Origin of the sequence: Herbidospora sp. NBRC 101105 (assembly GCF_030269205.1) — a bacterium.
Classification (GTDB): Bacteria; Actinomycetota; Actinomycetes; order Streptosporangiales; family Streptosporangiaceae; genus Herbidospora; species Herbidospora solisilvae.
Genome location: NZ_BSSX01000005.1, coordinates 583,152 through 604,492 on the forward strand (window position 1 = coordinate 583,152; position 21,341 = coordinate 604,492).

The window sequence follows — 21,341 nt, forward strand, 5'->3', positions numbered from 1 at the left end:
AGTGGACAAGGACGTCCAGTTGACCGCGGCCGATATAGCCCGGCTAGGGGATGTCGGCCGCGCGGCAGTCAGCAACTGGCGTCGTCGGCACGAAGATTTTCCACAGCCCATCGGAGGAACCTCGACCAGCCCCACCTTCTCGTTCAACCAGGTGAAGGAGTGGCTGAGGGCCCACGCGGAGGAAAAACCGCTGCCGACGCGGGAATGGCTCTGGCAGGAACTCAGAGCAGGCACGCCTAAGAGTGAGCTCGCCAGCCTCATCGCAGAGCTCGGCGCGTTCCTCCTTAAGTTCGACCGAGACGACGAGTGGCGCGCCCATTTCGTCAAGGCAGACCCTGAAGCCACTGTCGACCTCCTCTGGAGCCAACCCTCACTCGCAGCCCGAATGCCCCTGCTGAGCCAACTGGTCGACATCGCTGTCGAAAGCGGAGCCAGGGAGACCTTCGGCTTCCTGTGCACGCGCTACTTCGAAATGCAGCGCATCTACGTCACACCTGCACCGATCGCGGCGTTCATGGCGTCTCTCATCGATCCATACGCCAGATCTGTTCTCGATCCGGCTTGCGGAGCAGGTTCCCTCCTCCGAGCAGCGCATGAACGGCTCGGAGGCCAGCTGTTCGGCCAGGATCTGGACGAGGCCACGGCCCGTCTGACCGCCGTGTCTCTCGCGTTCGACGTTGACGAGACCGACATTCGTCCTGGTGATGCGCTCAGGACCGATGCCTTTCCCGGAACGCTCGTGGATGCCGTTGTCTGCAACCCTCCCTTCAACGACCGCAACTGGGGCTACGAAGAGCTCGCCGCCGATGCGCGGTGGGAGTACGGTCTGCCGCCCAAGACAGAGCCTGAACTCGCCTGGGGCCAGCACGCCCTGGCCCACCTGACACCAGGAGGCTCCGCCGTACTGCTCATGCCTCCCGCCGCCGCAGGCCGCAGATCCGGCCGGCGGATCCGGGCACAGCTCCTACGCCGTGGCGCACTGCGAGCGGTGATCGCCCTCCCGGTGGGAAGCGTTCCGAACATGTCAGTCGGGCTCACGGTGTGGGTACTGTGCCGCCCAACCGGCACTCAGTCTCCAGGACATGTCCTGATGGTTGACACCTCGGCCAGAGCCGACGAGTGGGGTCAGGTCGCTCTTGCCGCGTGGGATCGGTTCACTCGAGGCGATCACACCGACGAGCCCGGTGTCAGCCGCGTCGTGCCCGTTATCGACATGCTCGACGACGACGTGGATCTCCTTCCGGGCCGCTACCTGCCGTCATCGCTCCTCGACATGTCACCGGAACGAATCGTGCGCAGCCGAGATCGGCTGGACAACATGCTCGCCGCCACTCTCACACTGCTTCCGCGTGTCGAGGTCGCGCCTGCGGCTCAACTCCGCCCGCTCATCTCGCTGTCGGAGCTCGAACGCCGAGGTCTGCTCACCATTCACCAACAGGCGACTCCACGCGCCGGCGAAGTTTCCGAGGTGTCAGGTGAGTTCTCCGTCCTCACCGCTGAAGACGTCATTCGACACGAGATTGCCACTGGCCAGAGCTCGGAGATCTCTCTACGGAAAAACATTCGCACACGCAGGGGCGACGTAGTCGTGCCCCTGATCGTCCGGAAACCGGTCGCCAGAGTGATCACCGATGAGGACGCCGTCATCGGCCTCAATCTCTCCCTGCTACGGCCCGACCCGGAACATCTGGATCCCGATTTCCTGGCCGGATTCCTGACCGGACGGGCCAATCTGCGCCATTACGTGTCCATGTCCTCGGCGCATCGAGTAGATGTACGACGTGCCGAGGTCCCCTTGCTGCCCATCGATCAGCAACGCGCGTACGGCAGGGCGTTCCGCCATCTGTGGACGTTCGCCGGATCGCTCAGGCAGCTCACGGAGCTCGGCGGCGACCTCGTCCAGGACACTCTGGACGGTCTGACCCAAGGGATTGTCCTGCTCTCACCGGACGACCCCAGCTGGAAAGAACCCATCACGCTCGACCCGGAAGGAACTCGGTGAGCAACCACCAGAAGTACGCGGACTTCATCTGGTCGGTGGCCGATCTGCTGCGCGGCGACTACCGCCAGTCGGAGTACGGGAAGGTCATTCTGCCGTTCACCGTTCTGCGGCGGCTGGACTGCGTGCTGGAAGCCACCAAGGGCGCGGTGCTGGCCGAGCACGAAACGTTGAAGGCGAAGAACCTGCCCGCGGGGGCCGTCGAGCGGATGCTCAAGAACGCCTCCCGGCAGAGCTTCTACAACACCAGCCCGCTCGACTTCGCGAAGCTGCTCAGCGACTCCGACAATGTAGCCGCGAACCTGCGCGCCTACATCGGGGGCTTCTCCTCCGGCGCGGTCGAGGTCGTCGACAAATACCGCTTCGACGAGCAGATCACCCGCCTTGACGAGGCCGGTCTGCTCTACCTGGTGACCTCCAAGTTCGCCGGCATCGACCTGCATCCGGACGTGGTCACCAACCACCAGATGGGCTACATCTTCGAGGAGCTCATCCGGAAATTCTCCGAGATCTCCAACGAAACGGCTGGTGAGCACTTCACCCCTCGTGAGGTCATCCGGCTCATGGTCAACCTGCTGATGGCCCCCGACGACCAGGACGTGATGACTCCGGGCATCGTCCGGACCGTGTTCGACCCGGCCTGTGGCACCGGCGGCATGCTCACAGCGGCCGAGGAGTACATCACCCGCTACAACTCCAAGGCCACGGTGAAGGTCTTCGGCCAGGAGCTCAACCCCGAGTCATGGGCGATCTGCCGCTCGGACATGATGCTCAAGGGCCAGGACCCGGCCAACATCGCCTTCGGCAACTCCTTCACCTTCGACGGGCATGAGGGTCGCATCGGCGAGAAGGGCTTCGACTACCTGCTCGCCAATCCTCCATTCGGCGTGGAGTGGAAGAAGGTCCAGAGCGAGATCGAGGACGAGGCCAAAAACCGCGGCTGGAGGGGCCGATTCGGCGCGGGAACGCCTCGGGTCAACGACGGGTCGTTCCTCTTCCTCCAGCACATGATCTCGAAAATGAAGCCGGTCGAGCACGGCGGCTCCCGCATCGCGATCGTCTTCAACGGCTCCCCGCTGTTCACCGGTGCCGCCGAGTCGGGCGAGTCGAACATCCGCAGATGGATCTTGGAGAACGACTGGCTGGAGGCGATCGTCGCCCTGCCCGACCAGCTTTTCTACAACACCGGCATCTCGACATACTTCTGGATCCTGTCCAACCGCAAGGCCGAGGGCCTGCGTGACAAGGTGATCCTGCTCGACGCTCGCGGCTCCTGGACCAAGATGCGCAAGTCCCTCGGCGACAAGCGCAAGCTCATCCCCGAGAACCAGATTGAGGAACTGACCCAGCTCTACAAGGACGCTCTGGCGATCTCCGCAGACGAATCGCACGAGCACCACGCCAAGGTGAAGATCTTCCCCCGGCACGCCTTCGGCTACCAGCGCATCACCGTCGAACGCGAGCTCCGCCAGCTTTTCGCGGTCACCGACGAGACGGCCGACGAACTGGCCGAGGCGAAAGCGGTACAGAAATACGAGGACCGCGCGGCCCTGCTCGACGCGGTCAAAGCCCTTTCCGGTACGACTTGCGCCACCAAGCGGGAGATGGAATCCATCCTGGTGGCCCACTTCAAGAAGCACGGCCTCGGCGCGCACGGCAAACTGGCGGCCCCTGTGTTGAAGGCGGTCTGGGCGGCGGTGTCCTACAGCGATCCCGAGGGCGAACTCCAAACCGACTATAAAGGCAATCCCCTCCCCGACCCTGACCTCCGCGACAACGAGAATGTTCCCCTTACCTCGATGAACTCGACTCCGGCCGAGCGAGTAGCAGAAATCGAGGACTACATGAAGCGTGAGGTCCTACCCCACGTTCCCGATGCCTGGGTCGACTACACCAAAACCAAAATCGGCTTCGAGATCCCCTTCACCCGCCATTTCTACATCTACACGCCTCCCCGACCCCTCGAACAAATAGACACCGAACTCAAGTCCCTGGAGGCAGAGATCCAGAAACTCCTCTCCGAGGTGACTAAATGACATGGCGGCGCATGGCGCTCCGCGGCGCCGCCGAAATCGCGTTGGGACGACAACGAGCACCGCAGCACGCCGAGGGCCCCCACATGCTCGCCTACCTCCGCGCGGCGAATGTCAAAGACGGGGCACTAGCCCTCGGCGACGTGATGTCGATGAACTTCACCCCCAAGGAACAACGGATCTTCTCCCTGACACGCGGGGATGTTCTCGTCACGGAAGGCAGCGGCAGCCTGAAATCCGTAGGTGCGACGGCGGTGTGGGGCGGAGAACTCGACGGAACGATCTGTTTTCAGAACACACTGCTCAGACTCCGCCCACGAGCTGGTGTCGACGGACGATTCCTTGGCTGGTGGGCGAGGTCGGCCTTCGGATCCGGACTCTTCGCAGCCATCGCAACAGGCGCGAACATTTACCACGTAAGTGCCGAACGAGTTCGCGCCCTGCCAATTGATCTACCCTCGTTGGAGGAGCAGCGGCGCATCGCCGACTTCCTCGATGCCGAGGTGGGTAAGATCAATGATCTAACGAATAAGAAACTTCGCCTCCTATCGGTTCTAGAGGAAAGAGTCGATAGTCGGATTCTGCAGCTCGTAGGCGCAAGCAAGTTGGCCAACCCGGGACTGGGGACCCGAGCGCTGCCGATACGACGAGTCTTGGCAAAGGTTGTCCGGCCAGCCGTCGAGGGCGCTGAGATAATTACCGCTTTCAGAGATGGTCAAGTCACAGCCCGGTCCTTGCGACGGGCAGACGGCTATACCCTCTCAGCGTCAGCAGAAGCGCAGGGGCAAAATGTCGGAGTCGACGATGTGGTCGTTCACGGACTAGACGGCTTCGCGGGTGCAATCGGAACCGCCGAAACATCGGGTAACTGCAGTCCCGTCTACCATGTGTGTGTTCCGATCAACGATGGAGACTCTTTGTTTTATGGAAGGCTTCTCCGAGTCCTAGCCGTCTCCGGATATCTAGGACTCTTCGCGATCAGCACCCGAGAACGAGCAGTCGACTTCCGAAACTGGGACCTCTTCGGGCGAATTCCAGTCCCCGACATTCCACTCAATGAACAGAGGGAGATCGGGGATCTAATCAAGGCGATCCGACCGTTGCGCACTCAAATCGATCGCTCGAATACCCTCGCCAGTGAGCGGCGGCAGTCGCTGATCACGGTGGCGGTCACTGGGCAAATCGATGTGACAACGGCTCGCGGGGCCGGGGTATGAGGTTCACGGGGCACGTTCCATGTCGTCGGGCGGGAGCCGTACTCCGTGGAAGGAGTGGTGAGCAGGATGGCGGGACAGCGGCTTTCTGAGCTTCGGGTGGAGAACTTCCGCAGCCTGCGCGAGGTCGCCTTGCCGCTCGGGCCGGTCAATGTGCTCGTCGGGCCCAACGGCGCGGGCAAGACGAACGTGCTGGAGGTGTTCCGGTTCCTAGCCGACGTCGTTCGTACCGATCTTGGGCCGGCGTTGGAGCGGCGTGGCGGATTCGGTCGCCTCGCGTTCCGTGGTGGCGCCGCGCAGCCCGCGTACATCCAGATCGGGATCACCGGTTCCTGGTCGCCTCAGCAGAGCACGCGCCCCGACGAGTACACCCTCCGCATCGCTGGCTCCCCTCTCGCCCGGGAAGAGATCTTCCGTTCAGGCGCGTATCCGCACCGGCTACGAACGATCACTGTCCTGGGTGAGACCGCCCGAGCCAAGGTCGTCGACGAACCGTACGATCCCTCTGCGGAGACGCCGACCAGGCACATCGGTCTGGAGGACCACGGCGATGGGGCGGACTCCCTCAGTGTCGGTCGCGGCGACGAGGTCGAGGAGATCGGGATCCAGCCGTTGAGCAGTGGGTTGTCCACGCTGCCGCGGCTGTCCTCAAAGGGGTTCAGCATGGAGCCCATGCGGGTGGCGGCCCTGCTCGGCTCGTTCCGGATCTTCGACGTGGATGTCGCGCGCGCCTGCCTGCCATCGCGTGTGGCTCCCGGATATGAACCCATATTGGCCGATGCCTCAAACCTGGCGGGCTTTCTGCTGAGGCTGCGCGATACCGACTCCGACGCCTGGGAACGGCTTCAGGCGGATGCGGTGGAGGTCCTGCCGCAGCTTGAGTCACTCGACTTCGACTACCCGTCCGGTGGAGCCCACTCGGTCGTGGTCGTGCTCAGGGAACGGGGTTTGCGGGAGACCACCCCCCTCCTGGACGCCTCGTTCGGAACGATCCGGTTGCTCGGGCTGCTGGCCATGCTCTACGACCCCGACCCCCCTGCGCTGACCTGTGTGGAAGAGATCGACCATGGGCTGCACCCTCAGGCGCTGGAACTGCTGATGGAGCGGATCCGGGAGGCGAGTGAGAAGACCCAGTTCATCATCGCCACCCACTCGCCCGCCTTGGCCGACCGGCTCAAGCCTGAGGAGATCGTCATCTGCGAGCGTGGCGACGACGGTTCCTCGCTCATCCCTGCGGTCTCCACGGCCAAGGTGGAGGAGATCGTGCGGGCCAGCGAAGGGCTTCCGCTCGGAGAACTGTGGTTCTCCGGCGTGCTGGGCGGTGATCTGTGAGCCGACGCGGAGGCACCCGCGTCCAGCCCACGAAGAAACCGATCGTGGTCGTGGCGGGAGAGGACAGGAACGACCGTCTCGCCCTCCGGGTGCTCCTGGAGGAGTTCTGCCCCGAGATGCGCGGCAGGATTGTGGAGATCAGCGACAAGATACGGCTGCACCAGGCGACCGGCGCCACTCTCGCAGCTCGCGCCGAAGCCCTGGCGGGCAAGGTACGGGCGCGAGCCGCACGGGACGATACCTCGGTGGCGTGCGTGTTCGTTCACGAGGACCTGGACAGGACCGACAGCGACGTTTACCCGGTCGTTCGCGAGCGGGTGGAGATGGCGTTGGAGTCGGCTCTCGGTACGGCGCACTACGCGCTCGCCGTGTCGGAGATCGAAGCTTGGTTGCTGCTCTTTCCTGATGCGCTGTCCGCTGTTGCCGCGTCCTGGACCGTCCCTGCCAAGTACAGGGGCAAGGACACCGGGCGGCTGCTTGACCCCAAGAAGCTCCTCAAAAACGAAGTCAGTGGAAGCAGCCGTCGATATCGCGAGTCCGATGCTCCGGATGTCCTCGATCAGGCGGCGAAGTTAGGCCTGCTTTCCAGACCGGCGGGTCGCAATCGATCGTTCGCCCAGGTGCGTGCCGACGCGATGCGGTGCTGCGCGGAACACCTGAAGTAGAGGGAGTGTGATCATGTCCCCCGTGCATCACGAGCAGAGCTTCGAAGGCGTCATCGAATCGGTGCTACTGGATTCTGGCTGGTTGAAGGGCGCTCAGCAGTTCTACGACCATGACCTCGGGCTCAACACCCAGGAGGTCTTCGAGTTCGTCCGCGCCACTCAGCTCACGGCGTGGGAAAGCCTCGTGATCAAGCGCGGTGGCGACGAGGCCGACGCTCTGCGGCTCCTGGTCAAGGAGGTCGCCGGGTGGGTCGATCGGGAGGGTGTCCTTGAGGTGCTGCGACATCCGACCGTGAAGATTCTCGGGATCACGTTCCGGATGGCCTACTTCCGCCCCGCGCACACGATCGCCGCCGATGCGCTGGAGCCGTACAGCAAGAACATCCTCAGTGTGGCCCGGCAGTTCCGCTACTCGAAGAAGACCGGCGACGAACTGGACCTGGCGTTGTTCGTCAACGGGATCCCGGTGGCGACGGCCGAGTTGAAGAACACACTGACCGGCTCGACCGTCGAGGATGCCAAGCGGCAGTACCGCGAAGATCGCGATCCGAAGGAGCTGCTGTTCGCCAAGCGTGCGCTGGTCCACTTCGCCGTCGACCAGGAGCTGGTGTTCGCCACGACCCGGCTGGCCGGGGAGAAGACCCGGTTCCTGCCGTTCAACATGGGCGATGTCGGGGCGGGAAACGCGGGCGGTGCGGGCAACCCGGCCAACCCGGTCGGTTACAAGACGGCCTATCTGTGGGAGCGGATCTGGCATCCGGACACCTGGATGGATCTGATCAAGAGGTTCCTGCACGTCGAGGACGACGATGTGAAGAAAGGCCGGGGGCGCAAGCCGTATCCGGGGAAGGCCCACAAGCTGCCGCTGATCTTCCCGAGGTTTCACCAGTGGCATGCCGTACAGACGCTGACCGGGCATGCGGCCCGGAACGGAGCCGGGCACAACTACCTGGTGCAGCACTCTGCCGGGTCGGGCAAGTCGAACACGATCGCCTGGCTCGCCCACGCATTGTCCAACCTGCACACTCCCGCGAACGCCATGGAGATCGACGAGAGCGCGCTGGCCAAGGGAATCGGGCCCAACCAGCCGGTCTTCGACAAGGTCATCGTGATCACTGACCGGGTGGTGCTGGACCGTCAGCTTCAGGAGACGATCTACCAGTTCGAGCACACGCCGGGTGTGGTCAAGCGGATCGACCAGTCTTCCGACCAGCTCGCCGACGCGCTGCAGGGTGAGACGGCGCGGATCATCATCACGACGCTGCAGAAGTTCCCGTACGTCCTGAAGAAGGTCGAGGGCCTTCGCGGCAAGCGGTTCGCGGTGATCGTGGATGAGGCGCACTCGTCGCAGTCGGGCGAGGGTGCGGCCGACCTGAAGCGGGTGCTGCTGTCGCTGGGCAGCGACGACATCGACGAAGACGGTGACCTGCTCACCGCCAGCGCGCTTGCCCGGGGACGCCACGAGACGCTGTCGTACTTCGCCTTCACCGCGACGCCCAAGAGCAAGACGCTCAATCTGTTCGGCGAGCCTGGAGAGGACGGCAAGCCGCGGCCGTTCCACGTCTACTCGATGCGGCAGGCGATCGAGGAGGGGTTCATCCTCGATGTGCTGAAGAACTACGTCACCTACAAGACGTACTGGCGCCTGGTCAGTGAGGAGCCTGAGGACCGCGAGGTCGAGAAGCGCAAGGGGCAGGCGATGCTGGCGCTGGCCGCCGAGCTGAACCCGGTGAGCATGGAGCAGCGGGCGAAGATCATCGTGGAACACTTCCGTCGGCACACCTCACACCGCATGGGTGGCCGAGCCAAGGCGATGGTGGTCACGCGCTCCCGTAAGCATGCCGTGCTGCTCGGCGAGGCGATCCGCCGCCATGTGGAAGTGAACGACTACACCGACTGTGGAACGCTGATCGCGTTCTCCCAAACACTGGAGATCGACGGGCGCGAGATCACCGAGGCCAAACTGAACGGCTTCGGCGAGAAGGAGTTGCCCGACCGGTTCGGTTACTGCCGAGCCGACGACGCGAACGCCGGGGAGAAGCCGGAATATCGGATCCTGGTGGTGGCCGACAAGTACCAGACAGGGTTCGACCAGCCACTGCTGACCACGATGTACGTGGACAAGCCGCTGGCGGGCGTGGCCGCGGTGCAGACGCTCTCGCGGCTGAACCGTACCCACCGGCTGAAGTCGCAGGGCGACATCTTCGTGCTCGACCTAGCCAATCAGGCCGAGGACATCCAGACCGCCTTCCAGCCCTACTTCGAGTCCACCGCGACCGAGCAGATCGACCCCAATCTGCTCTACGTGCGGGCGCAGGCCGTACACGGTTATGCACTGCTGGTCGAGTCGGAAATGCAGGCTCTCACCGACGCCTACCTGCAGGCGGAGCGGATCTCAAAGACGCAGCGCGAGCTGGAGAAGGCACACGCGGCCATCTACCGGTTCACCGAGCCGGCCGTGCAGCGGTTCACCGAGCTCCTGGAGAACGATCGGGACACGGCCGAAGAGTTCCGCGGCGAACTGCGTGGATACGTGCGGCTGTACGGATTCCTCTCGCAAATCGTCCCGTACGTCGATCCCAGTCTAGAGCGGCTGTACATTTTCAGCCGGTTCCTGCTGAACCGGCTGCCCCGCCGGGAAGATCCGGCGGTGGACATCGGCGAGGTGGACCTGACCCATCTGCGCATCGAGAAGACCGGCGAGCACGACATCAGCCTGTCCGCTGAGGGTGAGGTGACGCTGCCCGCGCCGACCGGCGGCGGGGGTGCGGCGTCAGACCCGGAGATGATGTCGCTGCGCGATCTGATCTCTGAGATGAACGACAAGTACGGCCTGGGGTTGTCAGAGTCCGATCAGCTCTGGGTGGAGCAGCAGTTCGAGGAGGCCATAGGCAACGGCGATCTGCAGATCGCGGCGATGGTCAACGACGAGGCCAACTTCGGCGAGGTCTTCGCCGACCACCTGGAGAAGGTCATCGTCGACCGGCACACGGGCAACACCAACCTGATGCAGCGTTTCTTCGACGAGACGTTGTTCCGCAGCAGGATCACCGACCTCGGACGAAAGCAGGTCTACAAGATGATCCGGGAGAGCAACGGTCTGGAGTGATCCATGAGGCATAGGTCACACTTGTGATCGTGGATGTTGGAACGGTCGTAGCGGACCGGTATGAGCTGGTCGAGTTACTCGGCGAAGGCGGCTTTGGCGTCGTCTGGAAGGGGTTCGACCAGCGACTGGACCGGCACGTAGCGGTCAAGTTCATCAAGCCCGAGGTGTTCCCCGAAGCCGACCGGCGCGCCGAGGCGCTCAAGCGGTTCGAGCGGGAGGCCAGGAGCACGGCCAAGCTCCGGCACCCGGGAGTTCCGATCATCCACGACATAGGGCCCCACCAGGGGCGGCTGTACCTCGTCATGGAGTACGTCCCCGGTACGGTTCTCGACCAGCTGATCAAGCGGTTCCATCCGCTGCCGGCGTCCTGGGTGGCGGCGATCGCCGCCCAAGTCTGTGCCGTGCTGGCGGTCGCCCACACCGAGTCGCTCATCCACCGGGACCTGAAGCCGAATAACCTCATCGTCAGCTTCGACGGCACCGTGAAGGTGCTCGACTTCGGCGTGGTGGCGGTGCTCAGCTCGGCCGACATCACCCAGATCACCCAGGCCGGAGAGGGCGTCGGCACCGAGGTCTACATGTCTCCAGAGCTGGTCACCACAGGCAGGGCCAGCACTCGAAGTGACCTGTACGCCCTGGGATGCGTGATCCACGAGATGTTGGCCGGATCGCGGGTGTTCCAGGCGGACTTCAAACTGGCTGAGGTGAGCCGTCACTGCACCGAGGCGCCGACACCGCTGCGGCAACTCCGTTCGGACGTACCGGAGGAGATCGAGCTGTTGGTCCTGCAGCTACTGGCGAAGAATCCCGACGAGCGTCCAGCTGACGCCTGGGAGGTCTACAAGCGGCTGGACCCCTTCGTGGGCGCTCTGCCACCGCTACCAGGAGCAACCAGGGCCGCGCCGGCTCCCGACCCGATGCGCATGTACGCGACCGTGGTCGAGCGCATCGCCGCAAGCGCTCTCATCGGTCCTCAGGTTCCCGCACAGCGCCCGATGCCCGTGGCCAGGTTGTCCATGGACGAGCTCGCGGAAGCGAGAAACCGGGCGGAGGAGTTGGCTGTGGCCGGCCGGTTCAGTCAGGCGATCGAGCTCTTGGAGCATGCCTTGGCCGGGACCGACTCTGGCCAGCCGGTTATTTTCGCTATCCGGATGGACCTGGCCAACTCGCGCTTCGCGGCTCGCGACTTTGAGCAAGCGGCGACCGACTTCGCGGAGCTGCTACCGGAGCTGACGCAAATGCTGGGCTCAGATCATCGGGTGGTGCTGGAGTGCCGTTTCAACCACGCGCTGTGTTTCGTTGCGATGGGCGAGAACCAGAAAGCCATCGCTCAGATGGCCTTGCTGATGGACGACATGCTTCCGGCCATCGGCAATCGCGAGCCGTTGTCGATGGAACTGCGTCGAGAGCTGGCCGAAATCTTGGTGCAGACAGGCGATCACCGTCGAGCACAGCCAGTGTTGACTGCATTGGTGCTCGACACTGAGGCCGTTTGGGGCTTGGCCCACCCAGAATCCCAACACATTCGACGGCTTCTGGAGCACGTCAACCGAGCGCTCGGCTGAGCCAAATCCGACGGGCAATGGCCAGGCCGTGCGTTATAGGCGCCACGCAGAGCACATCGGCCTGCTCGTACGTCGACCTCGACAGCGGCGTGATCAAGGCGTGAGATGCAAATTCAGCGACAGGAACGGTCAGCTCAAAATGACCCGGCCCGTCGATGCTCTCTGGAGCCGGCCGTGAGGTCCAAGCGGCTAGCGAACACGAACATCGCCTACCGTGATGCTCATGCCGCTCGTCGGGCGTCCTTCCCTGGTGGACCATACGACCTCGGGGACCCGTTCTGGCAAGAGGTTCGCACCCCCATGGGTCTGGTGTAGAGCGCCGTAGGCGCCCGTCCATGAGCGGCGGCCAGATCGGCGACCGCTTCCGGGGCGTCCTGGTTTTCGGCAGTCACCCCGAAGATGCGTTGCAACAGCTTGCGGCCCCACTTCACGATCGCATCGGCGGCGTCTTGGTTGGCCCGGGCCAGGACCGCGCCCCGTACGCGCTGATCGCCGCCGTCACGTACGGCGACACCTCCTGGGCCAACTGCACCAGTTCCCCACCCATACGCGTTCAGCCTCTCCCAGGCGAAAGGACGACCCCCGGGATCAGCGCCCCACAGCGCCCTCATCGCGATCGACTCTAATCGCCAACTCCACCTAAGACACGCGAAGCGCCAACGTCGATCTACCATCCGTGAGCCGGTGGCAAGGCCCGACGAAGGATGGCTGCGGCAGCCGATCGCCCCAGCCCATCAACTGGCAGTACCGAAGTCCGCGATCGTCACGGCCGCAACCACAACGCCACCCACTAGCAATGCGTGCCCCAGATCGCACCACACCCCTGCCTCAGCCCGGTTGAACGTCCCGTCCATCCCTGCCAACGCCCCCCACAGATCCTCGACGGTGTCAGGGTCAGCGAACCGAACCAGGTAGTGCCCCGCCATCGAGCCAAGTGATGCCGATTCAGCGCGAGGTAAGGCAACTCCGGGTCCGGATGGTCATGCTCAGGGAGCAGTCTCGCCGCCTGGTCCAATGCGTTCCGACAGGTGACCTTGTCGCCAACGACCGATGCGGCTTCGGCCTCGGCCGCCGACAGCCACGCTCGCAGCAGGGCGGGTATCTGTCCGCGGTGAGTCCGGTGAACGTGCCGGATCATCTCGACCGCCTCGGCAGATCGTCCGATCTCGATCAGCGTGTACGCCTGCTCACCCGACACATGCGCGAGAACAGCCGGCCATTCGGCTTCCTGAGCCGCCGACTTGGCGTGCTCGTCGTGACCCCAAGCGTCGTTGACCGCTCTGGTGTCGATGGCTGCCATCCGGCAAGGGAACTCGCCTCGGCCAGCACCTCGGCGAGCTCGGCCCGCACCCCAGGCCGTACGGCGTGATGGTGCGCCCGGTCGATCTGTGAGATGTGTGCCCGCATCTTGTCGGCGATTGGAATGGCACTCATCCTGCAGTCGAGCATCCCCAGGTTGTTCGTGCCGGTCGGAAGGATCACGGCCATGGTCAAGTCGATGACACTGGCCGCGTCGAACCTGGCCATCGGGCGTCGGCCTACTCGTCGTTTAGCTAATGGTCAGCCCTGAAAGTCGGAGAGCCAAAGACCTGGCGAAGCCGTAAAGAAAAAGTGGCTTTGACGAGCGAAGCGAGCAGCAGCCCGAGCGAAGCGAGGCCTTGCCAGGGAGCGCGAGGGGCGGAGCCCTTCGCCAGGGAGCGCAGCGACTCCGGAGCGAATGCGACGACGGGGACGCGACAGCGGACCAAGGGGAGCGCGAGGGGGCGAAAGCCCCTTCGCATCGGGGGGTTCGGGGGGTCGTCCCCCCGTAGAAGACCGAGAAGGACTTGTGAAAGCCGCCCCGAAGGGGCGTCAACCACAAGTCATTCGAAGGTGGAGCCTAGGAGATTCGAACTCCTGACATCCTGCTTGCAAATAGCTCTGTCGATCTTGATTGATCTGCAAAGATGCAGATCAGAGGCATGATTGCGTTCCCTCTGAGCTACCTCGATTCCCCGTGATTCCCCATGCAATCGGGCACGCAACGGGCACGCCGATGATCTTTTCTTCGAACAGCGCACATGGTCCGAACTTCAGCGCGTAGGTCGCCCCCTACACTGCCCCGCCCTCCTCAACGCTGCCGCCCCAGGACAGAGCTCTGAGCTAATGCGAATCACGAATACTGTGGTCGCGCATGCGAGATACCTCGACGATTCGCGGTTTACTATACTGGAGCGATTTTAACCGACTGGGGTCGAACATATTGTTTGGTTACTGCATCCCGCCGTGACAACGTTTGTTCTTCTTTCCCGAACCACAGGAGCATGGAAGGTTGCTTACTTGATCCCCAAAATTTGCTCTCACGGACTTCTTTCGAACAACCTTGAGCAAAAATTCTACCGCCTTGGTACGCGAGTGATCGGCCCCCAAAGCGGTCTCATTGATTCTCAAGGCTCGTTCTAACAGGGGGATTGCCTGGGCGAATCGTCCGAGATCGCTCAGGCTGACGGCGAGGGTGCGCAAATGGGATGTGACTTGGGGGTGGTGGGGGCCATGGGCGCACTCGGCTGTAGCCAGGGCGCGTTCGAATATGGGGATCGCTTGGGCATGCTGTCCCAGATCACGGAAGCAGCCACCGAGGTCGCCCAGCAAGACGGCGACTGTGGGGTGGACGGAGCCATATGCGGCCTCGGTGAGAGCCAGGGCACGTTCAAGCAGAGGGACAGCCTCATCTGCTTTTCCTAGATCAATCAAGCTACCGGCGAGATTGCCTAACTTGATGGCGATGGCCGGGTGGTGGAGGCCGTAAGCGGCCTCGGTGATGGCTAGTGCGCGTCGTTCTAGGGGGATCGCCTCGGCTGCCCGTCCCAAATCGCGAAGACTGCCGGCTACATTGCCTAGGTGGGTAGCGACTAATGGGTGGTGAGGGCCATGAGCGGCCTCAGCAATAGCCAAGGCGCGTTCGAACAAAGGGTCAGCTTCGGAGGGCCGTCCCAAGGTTCGAAAGCTGCCGGCGAGGTGGCTTAGTCGGGTGGCGACGGCGGGGTGGTCGGGACCATAGGCGGCCTCGGTGACCGCTAAGGCGCGTTGTTCCAACGGGATCGCGTCGGCTGCTCGGCCCGATTCGCGAAGGCTGGCAGCGAGGCTGCCCAGGTGGGTGGCGACGATTGGATGGTCGAGGCCATAAACAGCCTCGGCAATAGCCAAAGCGCGTTCGAACAAGGGCAGGGCCTCGGCTGCTCGACCCAAATCGTTGAGGCTGTGAGCAAGGTTGCCCAGCAAGATCGCTACCGATTTCTGGTCAGGACTACTTTCACTCTCGACGATGGCGAGGGCGCGTTGTTCCAACGGGATCGCCTCAGATGATCGTCCTAAGTCGCGGAGGCAGGCAGCGAGGCTGCCCAGGTATGTGGCGACAGTTGGATGGTCGAGGCCATGAGCAGCCTCGGCAATAGCCAGAGCTCGTTCGATCAAAGGCAGGGCCTCGGCTGCTCGACCCAATTCGCAATTGTTGACGGCGAGATTCGTCAGATGAATGGCGACTGCGGGGTGGTCGGGACCGAAGGCCGCCTCAGCGATGGCTAGACTCCAAACAGCAAGGTCATGAGCCCGCTGATATTGGCCCTGTGTAGAGAGAAAAATTTTCGTGTGATTAAGTAGAATTGCAAGATCGGCCGGTTCGTCCCCTTGATGATGACAAGAGGCCATCGCATCTATGTGGGGCAGAAGGTGGCGCCATAGTGGCCAGCCACTCATGTTGGACCTTGGATCGGGCGGGATTACGCGCAGCAATGCCGAGAGGGCCGCTCGACGGGCCAAAACTTGGCGGGGGTCGTCGTGGTTGAGGCCGTAGCGGATCACCGACTGAAACAGCCGATGCAGGCTGATCGTTTCTGCCTCGTCCACGCCTGATCGGGTGATCATGCTGTAGGAGGCAAGAACCGCAAGCTCCTCTTCCCACCGTGTTTGATCGCTTGACTGCTGCGGGGGTGTCTGCTCCTGTCCGGTCGTGTGGGTGATCAGGGCGCGGGGGATGTCATCAGGGGCCATGCAGGCCAGGACCCTCAGCAGGTCTTCACATTGAGTGCCTGAACGTTGATCATGTTCACACAGGGCTGTGAGATGGTAGCTCCACAACCGGGCGATGATCCTCTCAGCGTCCCCGCCTTGCGGATATCGGGCGTGGGCCCAGCCTGGGTCGCGGCCTATCTCCCGCAGATAGCGTTCAGGGCTGCACCGCTGCTGCCGCATGTAGGCCGCTGCCTGTTCCAGCGCCAGCGGCAAGAACCCCAGTTCCCGGGCAATCTCCGCCAGCACCCCGGTCTGATCGGCACCAGACGTCGGAGACAGCCCAATGATCGACTGGAGAAGTGCCAGCGCAGGCTGTTTGTCTAGCACGTGTAGGGCCAGGGGCGTGAGTCCGGGCCAGATGACATCGCGGCGGGTCGTGATCACCAGATGTCCGCCGGAGAGTCGGCCCAGGCTGGCGCGGATGTGTGCGGGGTCCTCGACGTTGTCCAGTACGACCAGCCAGCCTGGATGGCCCTGTAGCCAGTCCAGCGCCCAATCGGCGGCCATGGCCGCATCGCCGATCAGCCCGACCGGCGGGTGAAGTGCCGCAGCCAGAGCCGCCAAGCCCAACTCAAGGTTCTGCGGCGAATCGGCGGTGATCCACCACGCCACGGGATACTCCCACCGAAAGGTCTGCGCGTACTGGCGGACCAGCTCGGATTTACCCACCCCGGCCAGACCGTGGACCACCTGACGGACCACCACCGGCACATCGCTGATCAGTCGGCGCAGCCGTGCAACCTCCTGGTCACGGCCCACGAAATGCTCAGCGCGAGGAGCCTCCAACCGATGCACTGGAGTACCGGGTTCCACCTGCACTTGCCAGGCGGCCAGCAGCGTACCCGGCTCCAAACGAGTCGCGTGGACTGGCGAGTGGTCCCCAGTGGTCACCGGAGCATTAATGTCCGCTCCGGCCACAACCGCTCTGGGGCCTGAAACCGAGATAGATGATGGTTCGGCGCCGGGTGGAGGTGGTGCGGGCACGTCAAACCTCGCTGGTAGGTGGCCCGCTGATGGGAGAGTTGTCGCCCGTACTGACCGGCCCGGTGATGTCCCGGCCGGCGGCCACCGCCCGTTCCCCGGACACAGTGACCGTCGCCGGCCCGGTCACGGCCTGGGCTTGAGTGAGCATCGCCTGCACCTCGGCGGCCAACTGGGGGTCAGCCCGCAACAGCTTGCCGATCTGGACCCGCAGCACGGCTTGCAGATCGGGATCGTCCGGAGCGGCGGTCAGCTCAGCGATCGCCTCGGGAACGTCCTGCTCCTTCTCACGCACGCCGAAGATGCGTTGCAGCAGCCTGCGGCCCCATCCCACGGTCGCATCGGCGGCGTCTTCATTGGCCCTGGCCAGGACCGCACCCCCGTAAGCGCTGATCGCCGCCGTCACGTACGGCGACACCTCTTGGGCAAGTTGCACAAGGTCCCCACCCATACACGTTCAGCCTCTCCCGGCGAAACGCCGACCCCCGTAAACCGGCGCCCCGGCGGCACCCTCGTCGGGGTCGACTCTAACCGCCAATCCCGCCCAATACGCGTCGAAGCGTCAACGCTGATCAACCATGCGTAGCCCGTTGGCAAGGCCCGACGAAGGAGGGTCGCGGCAGCCGATCGCCCCAGCCATGATTCGGCAGAACCGAAGTCAGCGATCGTCACGGCCCCAACCACAGGCAACACAGGACCCGAGACAGCAAAGGACCTTCCGCAGCAGAGACGGACTGTATAGACCAGGTAGGCGGTGTGCTGCTGGCGTCGGCGAGATCGTTCGGCAACAGCCGCGGGGAAGGTCGGTGGACGGCCCGAGCCGCTGTCGGCCGGGACCGGCGCCCACGCCGCACGCCCGGGCGGCGGGCGGCAGAGGGCCGTTTACGGCGGCGCGGCGCGCCGCCGTCTTGATCTACACAAGAACAATTCGGCAATCACCTAGGCGCCCGCTCACTGGAGGGAAGATCGGAAGCGACATCAGCTACAGGGTTGATGCATTCAGTTGAGCGCTTCTCTTCTTGGCTCACCACGCCTCTAAGCTGGTGCCATGCCTGGATAATCTCGCTTGTCTTGATCAGAATATCCCGAATCTGAGAGAGCAGAAGAGTTGCGAGACTAGCGGTCCCAATAACGGCGAGTGTTACTGCATCCCAGCTCATTTGGATCGCCGACTGACCAATGAAGACTGAGTGCTCGCTTTCTCATCTTTGCGTAGGGCTGGATAGACACGATCCACCCACGATGGTTCCGCCCCAGCTTCTAGGAACTGCTCTCTATCTTGGACCTCATAGGCTGGCCCTAAGGTTCGGAACCGCAGCTGAAGTCGACCCGGAATTGAGCTATCCCTGTTAGTCAGATAGTAGTAGCAGGCCTTCATATGATACGGGCTACTCGACCATGGAGCTTTGCATTCGCAAGTATATTTCTCAACTTTTAGGTCAATGCCCCATTTTGCATCCATGAGGAGTGACAGAAACTTGCCGTGATCATTCCCGATTCCGTAATAGGAATCGAGCTCAAAAACCCAATCTCCATCACTTTTCCATGAGCTAGTGGTATAAGCAGTACTAGCTGTGTGCCACAGCGCAACTCGTCGAAGCAGTCCCGACCCCAGCCAGGAGATAACCGTTCCGTAATTGACGATTTTACGGTAAGCATTCTCATGGTCAATTTCATGCCGCGACTGTTTATCTAGGTGCCATAGCGGCACAAGTCCAGCCTCGCGGTAGTTATCTTTTAGTTCTGACAGAATTTCATGCCAGCGAGTGCCCTTTACGCCTCGGAGGATTACTTCTCCACCTCTTTCGAGGTGCGTGAGACTTAGGTCGCGGCCACTCATGCCAGAGACCCGTAGTCCGATAACGCCATTTACTTGGATCTCTGGCTCGGCATATGGCAGGACTAGCTGCGCCGCATGAAGATTCATCTCGAATGGCTGCCCATACGACTGTGTCGCACCATCCAGAATTATTATGATGCGATTCTTGAATGGCAGAACACTCGCGATACCGAGTGGATGCGCCCAGTATTCCCTACCGCCTCCGAGGCTCAGCATCACTTGGGATTCGAGTGCCGCCTGCCGATCAGTGGCCGCAGGAATTAGCTCGGCAGAGGAGAGTAATTGCTCCTGTGCATGCTGGGCTGATTCGCCAGTGAAGGTTTTCCGAATCCGAGCTCGCTGGGCGATACGTCCTTTAGCGGGCATGATAAATCCGTTCCCGGAAATTCCTGCCCCTGAATGACCGACAACCGATCTAGGCGCCAGCGAGGCGCATGAAGAGATCTTTTGGAAGGTGGAGCGAGGGCTTCTTCGTCCCCGGGTGACGCCTGAATTGGGGCAGAGACGTCAGGACAGGCCGCCTTCCGGCCACTTGTATTTTGTGGTCAATGGAACCTCTCGCGCAAGGGCTATTCAAAAACTCGCAAATCCAGCTGCTGCAAGCCAGCGGCTCAAGCGTCTTACCAGCGCATCCCCATGTAGCAGCCAGCTGAAGAGAGGGTGGTTGTTCTGAGGCATGCGCAATCACTGCCCGTACCGGTAACGTCGCTGTGTGGCTTCATATGACGAGCGGTCGCGGTGGGTCGTTCACGGGGAACGACTGGTCTACGACAACGAGTGGATCAGGCTGGGCTTGGTCGACGTCGAGATCCCGGACGGTGAGCGCTTCGAACACCACGCCGTCCACTTGAACCGGGCAGCCATCGCCGTCGTCCTGAACGACGAAGACCACGTCCTGCTGATGTGGCGGCACCGCTTCCTGTTCGACCGCTGGGGCTGGGAACTCCCCGGCGGCCTGGTGGAGGTCGGCGAAGACCCGATGACCACGGCTGCCCGCGAGGTCGAAGAAGAGACCGGCTACCGCCCCACGTCGATAGAGCCGCTGGTCACCTACCAGCCCATGGCCGGCATGGTCGACTCCGAACACCTGCTCTTCCTGGCCCGAGGTGCCGAATACGTCGGCTCCCCAACCGGCGAGGTAGAGGCCGACCTGATCGAGTGGATCCCCATCAGCGACATCCAAGGCATGATCGCCCGTGGCGACATCTGGACCTCGGGAACGCTGATCGGCCTGTACGCCGCCCTCGCCAAGATCAGTTCAGCGACCGATTGAGCAGCCGCGCCAACTCATCCACCCGCCGTCGCTGACGACGTGACCCGGTCATCGTCGCCAGTTGCTGCGCTCTCTGGATATGAGGCAACGCCGCATCCGGATCGCCGCCCGCCAGCAACGCATGCCCGAGATCGCACCGCACCCCGGCCTCAGCCCGGTTGAACGTCCCGTCCATCCCCGCCAACGCCCCACGTAGATCCTCGACGGTGTCAGGATCGGCGAACCGAACCAGGCAGTTTCCCCGCCATCGAGCCAAGTGATGCCGGTTGAGCGCCAGGTAAGGCAACTCCGGGTCCGGCCAATCGTCCTCGGGAAGCAGTCGCGCGGCCTGGTCCAGCGCGTTACGACAGGTGACCTCGTCACCAAGAACCGATGCGGCTTCAGCCTCGGCCGCCGACAGCCACGCTCGCAACAGGGCGGGTATCTGTCCGCGGTGGGTCTGGTGAACGTACCGGATCAGCTCGACCGCCTCGGCCGGTCGCCCGATCTCGATCAGCGTGTACGCCTGCTCACCCGACACATGCGCGAGAACAGCCGGCCTTTCGGCTTCCTGGGCCGCTGACTTGGCACGCTCGTAGTGATCCCAAGCGTCGTTGACCGCCCCGGTGTCGATGGCCTGCCATCCGGCAAGCGAACTCGCCTCGGCCAGCACCTCGGCGAGCTCGGCTCGTACCCCAGGCCGTACCGCGTGATGGTGCGCCCTGTTGATCTGCGCGATGTGCGCCCGCATCTTGTCGGCGATCGGACCGGCTCCCATTCGCCGGTCGAGCATCCGCAGGTTGTTCGTATCCGTCGAGAGGATCATGACCATGGTCGAGTCGATAACACTGGCCGCGTCGAGCCGCGCCGCCAGGTCGTCGGCCTGCTCCTGGTGCTCGTCGTCATCCGCCCGCGCGGAGGCGGCCGGACCGAGAGGAGCCAGCCCAAGCAGCACACGCGCGTGATCAGGCAGGCCAAGCCCGTTGGCGATCCGCTCGAACACGACAAGGTCACTGACCTGCCGCTGCCCCCGGCTGATCTGGCTGATGCGCCCCTGCGGGATGCCGGTCGCGACGCTGAGCCGTACCTGGCTCGCTCCCGTGTACTTGGTGGCGAGTTTGAATAACCCCGCTATGTCGCGATTCCTGAGTATTGTGGCGGTTGATTCTTGATCCCAGACATTGCCTGGAATCACAATTGGAGAGAATCCTTCGCCGTTCATTGCCACCACCTCGCAGACACACCGGGGGATGAACTCTATATCTCCTCGTGGAATATCCCCAGGGAATAGGTTGAGAATG

13 protein-coding genes are annotated in these 21,341 nt (G+C 63.0%); 8 read left to right on the plus strand and 5 right to left on the minus strand.

Translation table 11 applies throughout. The annotated features are described in order from the left end of the window. Position 1 precedes the first annotated feature (1 nt). From QSK34_RS23400 to QSK34_RS23430, 7 genes are all read left to right on the plus strand, one after another. Positions 2-2,002: an N-6 DNA methylase gene (locus QSK34_RS23400; protein ID WP_285586569.1), complete on the plus strand. Its 2,001-nt coding sequence runs from the start codon at positions 2-4 to the stop codon at positions 2,000-2,002. Beyond that, positions 1,999-4,035: a type I restriction-modification system subunit M gene (locus QSK34_RS23405; protein ID WP_285586571.1), complete on the plus strand. Its 2,037-nt coding sequence runs from the start codon at positions 1,999-2,001 to the stop codon at positions 4,033-4,035. Before QSK34_RS23400 ends, QSK34_RS23405 begins: the two co-directional genes overlap by 4 nt. 83 nt (positions 4,036-4,118) lie before the next feature. Next, the gene (locus QSK34_RS23410; RefSeq protein WP_285586573.1) at positions 4,119-5,249 is read left to right on the plus strand and encodes a restriction endonuclease subunit S; all 1,131 of its coding nucleotides are present in this window, start codon (positions 4,119-4,121) and stop codon (positions 5,247-5,249) included. Between the two features lie 66 nt (positions 5,250-5,315). After that, the gene (locus QSK34_RS23415; protein ID WP_285586576.1) at positions 5,316-6,578 is read left to right on the plus strand and encodes an AAA family ATPase; all 1,263 of its coding nucleotides are present in this window, start codon (positions 5,316-5,318) and stop codon (positions 6,576-6,578) included. Positions 6,579-6,622: 44 nt separating this feature from the next. Then, positions 6,623-7,243, plus strand: coding sequence for a hypothetical protein (locus QSK34_RS23420; RefSeq protein WP_285586578.1), 621 nt, complete (start codon positions 6,623-6,625; stop codon positions 7,241-7,243). A gap of 13 nt (positions 7,244-7,256) precedes the next feature. Beyond that, positions 7,257-10,352, plus strand: a complete 3,096-nt coding sequence (locus tag QSK34_RS23425; RefSeq protein ID WP_285586580.1) for a type I restriction endonuclease subunit R — start codon at positions 7,257-7,259, stop codon at positions 10,350-10,352. A gap of 29 nt (positions 10,353-10,381) precedes the next feature. Beyond that, positions 10,382-11,917, plus strand: coding sequence for a serine/threonine-protein kinase (locus QSK34_RS23430; protein WP_285586582.1), 1,536 nt, complete (start codon positions 10,382-10,384; stop codon positions 11,915-11,917). A gap of 790 nt (positions 11,918-12,707) precedes the next feature. Here the strand turns inward: QSK34_RS23430 and QSK34_RS23435 are convergent. From QSK34_RS23435 to QSK34_RS23450, 4 genes are all read right to left on the minus strand, one after another. After that, positions 12,708-13,217 carry a hypothetical protein gene (locus QSK34_RS23435; RefSeq protein ID WP_285586584.1) on the minus strand — a complete coding sequence of 170 codons (510 nt, stop codon included), beginning with the start codon at positions 13,215-13,217 and terminating at the stop codon, positions 12,708-12,710. A gap of 950 nt (positions 13,218-14,167) precedes the next feature. Then, positions 14,168-16,726 (minus strand): tetratricopeptide repeat protein, encoded by a 2,559-nt coding sequence (locus QSK34_RS23440; RefSeq protein ID WP_285586586.1) that lies wholly within the window; start codon positions 16,724-16,726, stop codon positions 14,168-14,170. A gap of 226 nt (positions 16,727-16,952) precedes the next feature. Further along, positions 16,953-17,354: a hypothetical protein gene (locus QSK34_RS23445; protein WP_285586588.1), complete on the minus strand. Its 402-nt coding sequence runs from the start codon at positions 17,352-17,354 to the stop codon at positions 16,953-16,955. 750 nt (positions 17,355-18,104) lie between these two features. Further along, on the minus strand, positions 18,105-19,154 hold the full coding sequence (locus QSK34_RS23450) for a hypothetical protein (protein WP_285586590.1): 1,050 nt from the start codon (positions 19,152-19,154) through the stop codon (positions 18,105-18,107). A gap of 346 nt (positions 19,155-19,500) precedes the next feature. Here QSK34_RS23450 and QSK34_RS23455 point away from each other — a divergent pair, with 346 nt between their 5' ends. Beyond that, complete coding sequence (locus tag QSK34_RS23455) at positions 19,501-20,061, plus strand: NUDIX hydrolase (RefSeq protein ID WP_285586592.1); 561 nt, start codon at positions 19,501-19,503, stop codon at positions 20,059-20,061. Here the strand turns inward: QSK34_RS23455 and QSK34_RS23460 are convergent. Further along, positions 20,042-21,262 (minus strand): NsdA family TPR-like regulatory protein, encoded by a 1,221-nt coding sequence (locus QSK34_RS23460; RefSeq protein WP_285586595.1) that lies wholly within the window; start codon positions 21,260-21,262, stop codon positions 20,042-20,044. The genes QSK34_RS23455 and QSK34_RS23460 overlap by 20 nt on opposite strands. Between the last annotated feature and the right edge of the window lie 79 nt (positions 21,263-21,341).

Bases quoted from the DNA above. Each gene is read 5' to 3' on its own strand.
- QSK34_RS23410 (WP_285586573.1), top strand. From the start codon at position 4,119: ATGCTCGCCTACCTCCGCGCGGCGAATGTCAAAGACGGGGCACTAGCC.
- QSK34_RS23415 (WP_285586576.1), top strand. From the start codon at position 5,316: ATGGCGGGACAGCGGCTTTCTGAGCTTCGGGTGGAGAACTTCCGCAGC.
- QSK34_RS23425 (WP_285586580.1), top strand. From the start codon at position 7,257: ATGTCCCCCGTGCATCACGAGCAGAGCTTCGAAGGCGTCATCGAATCG.
- QSK34_RS23435 (WP_285586584.1), bottom strand. From the start codon at position 13,217: ATGGCAGCCATCGACACCAGAGCGGTCAACGACGCTTGGGGTCACGAC.
- QSK34_RS23450 (WP_285586590.1), bottom strand. From the start codon at position 19,154: ATGCCCGCTAAAGGACGTATCGCCCAGCGAGCTCGGATTCGGAAAACC.
- QSK34_RS23460 (WP_285586595.1), bottom strand. From the start codon at position 21,262: ATGAACGGCGAAGGATTCTCTCCAATTGTGATTCCAGGCAATGTCTGG.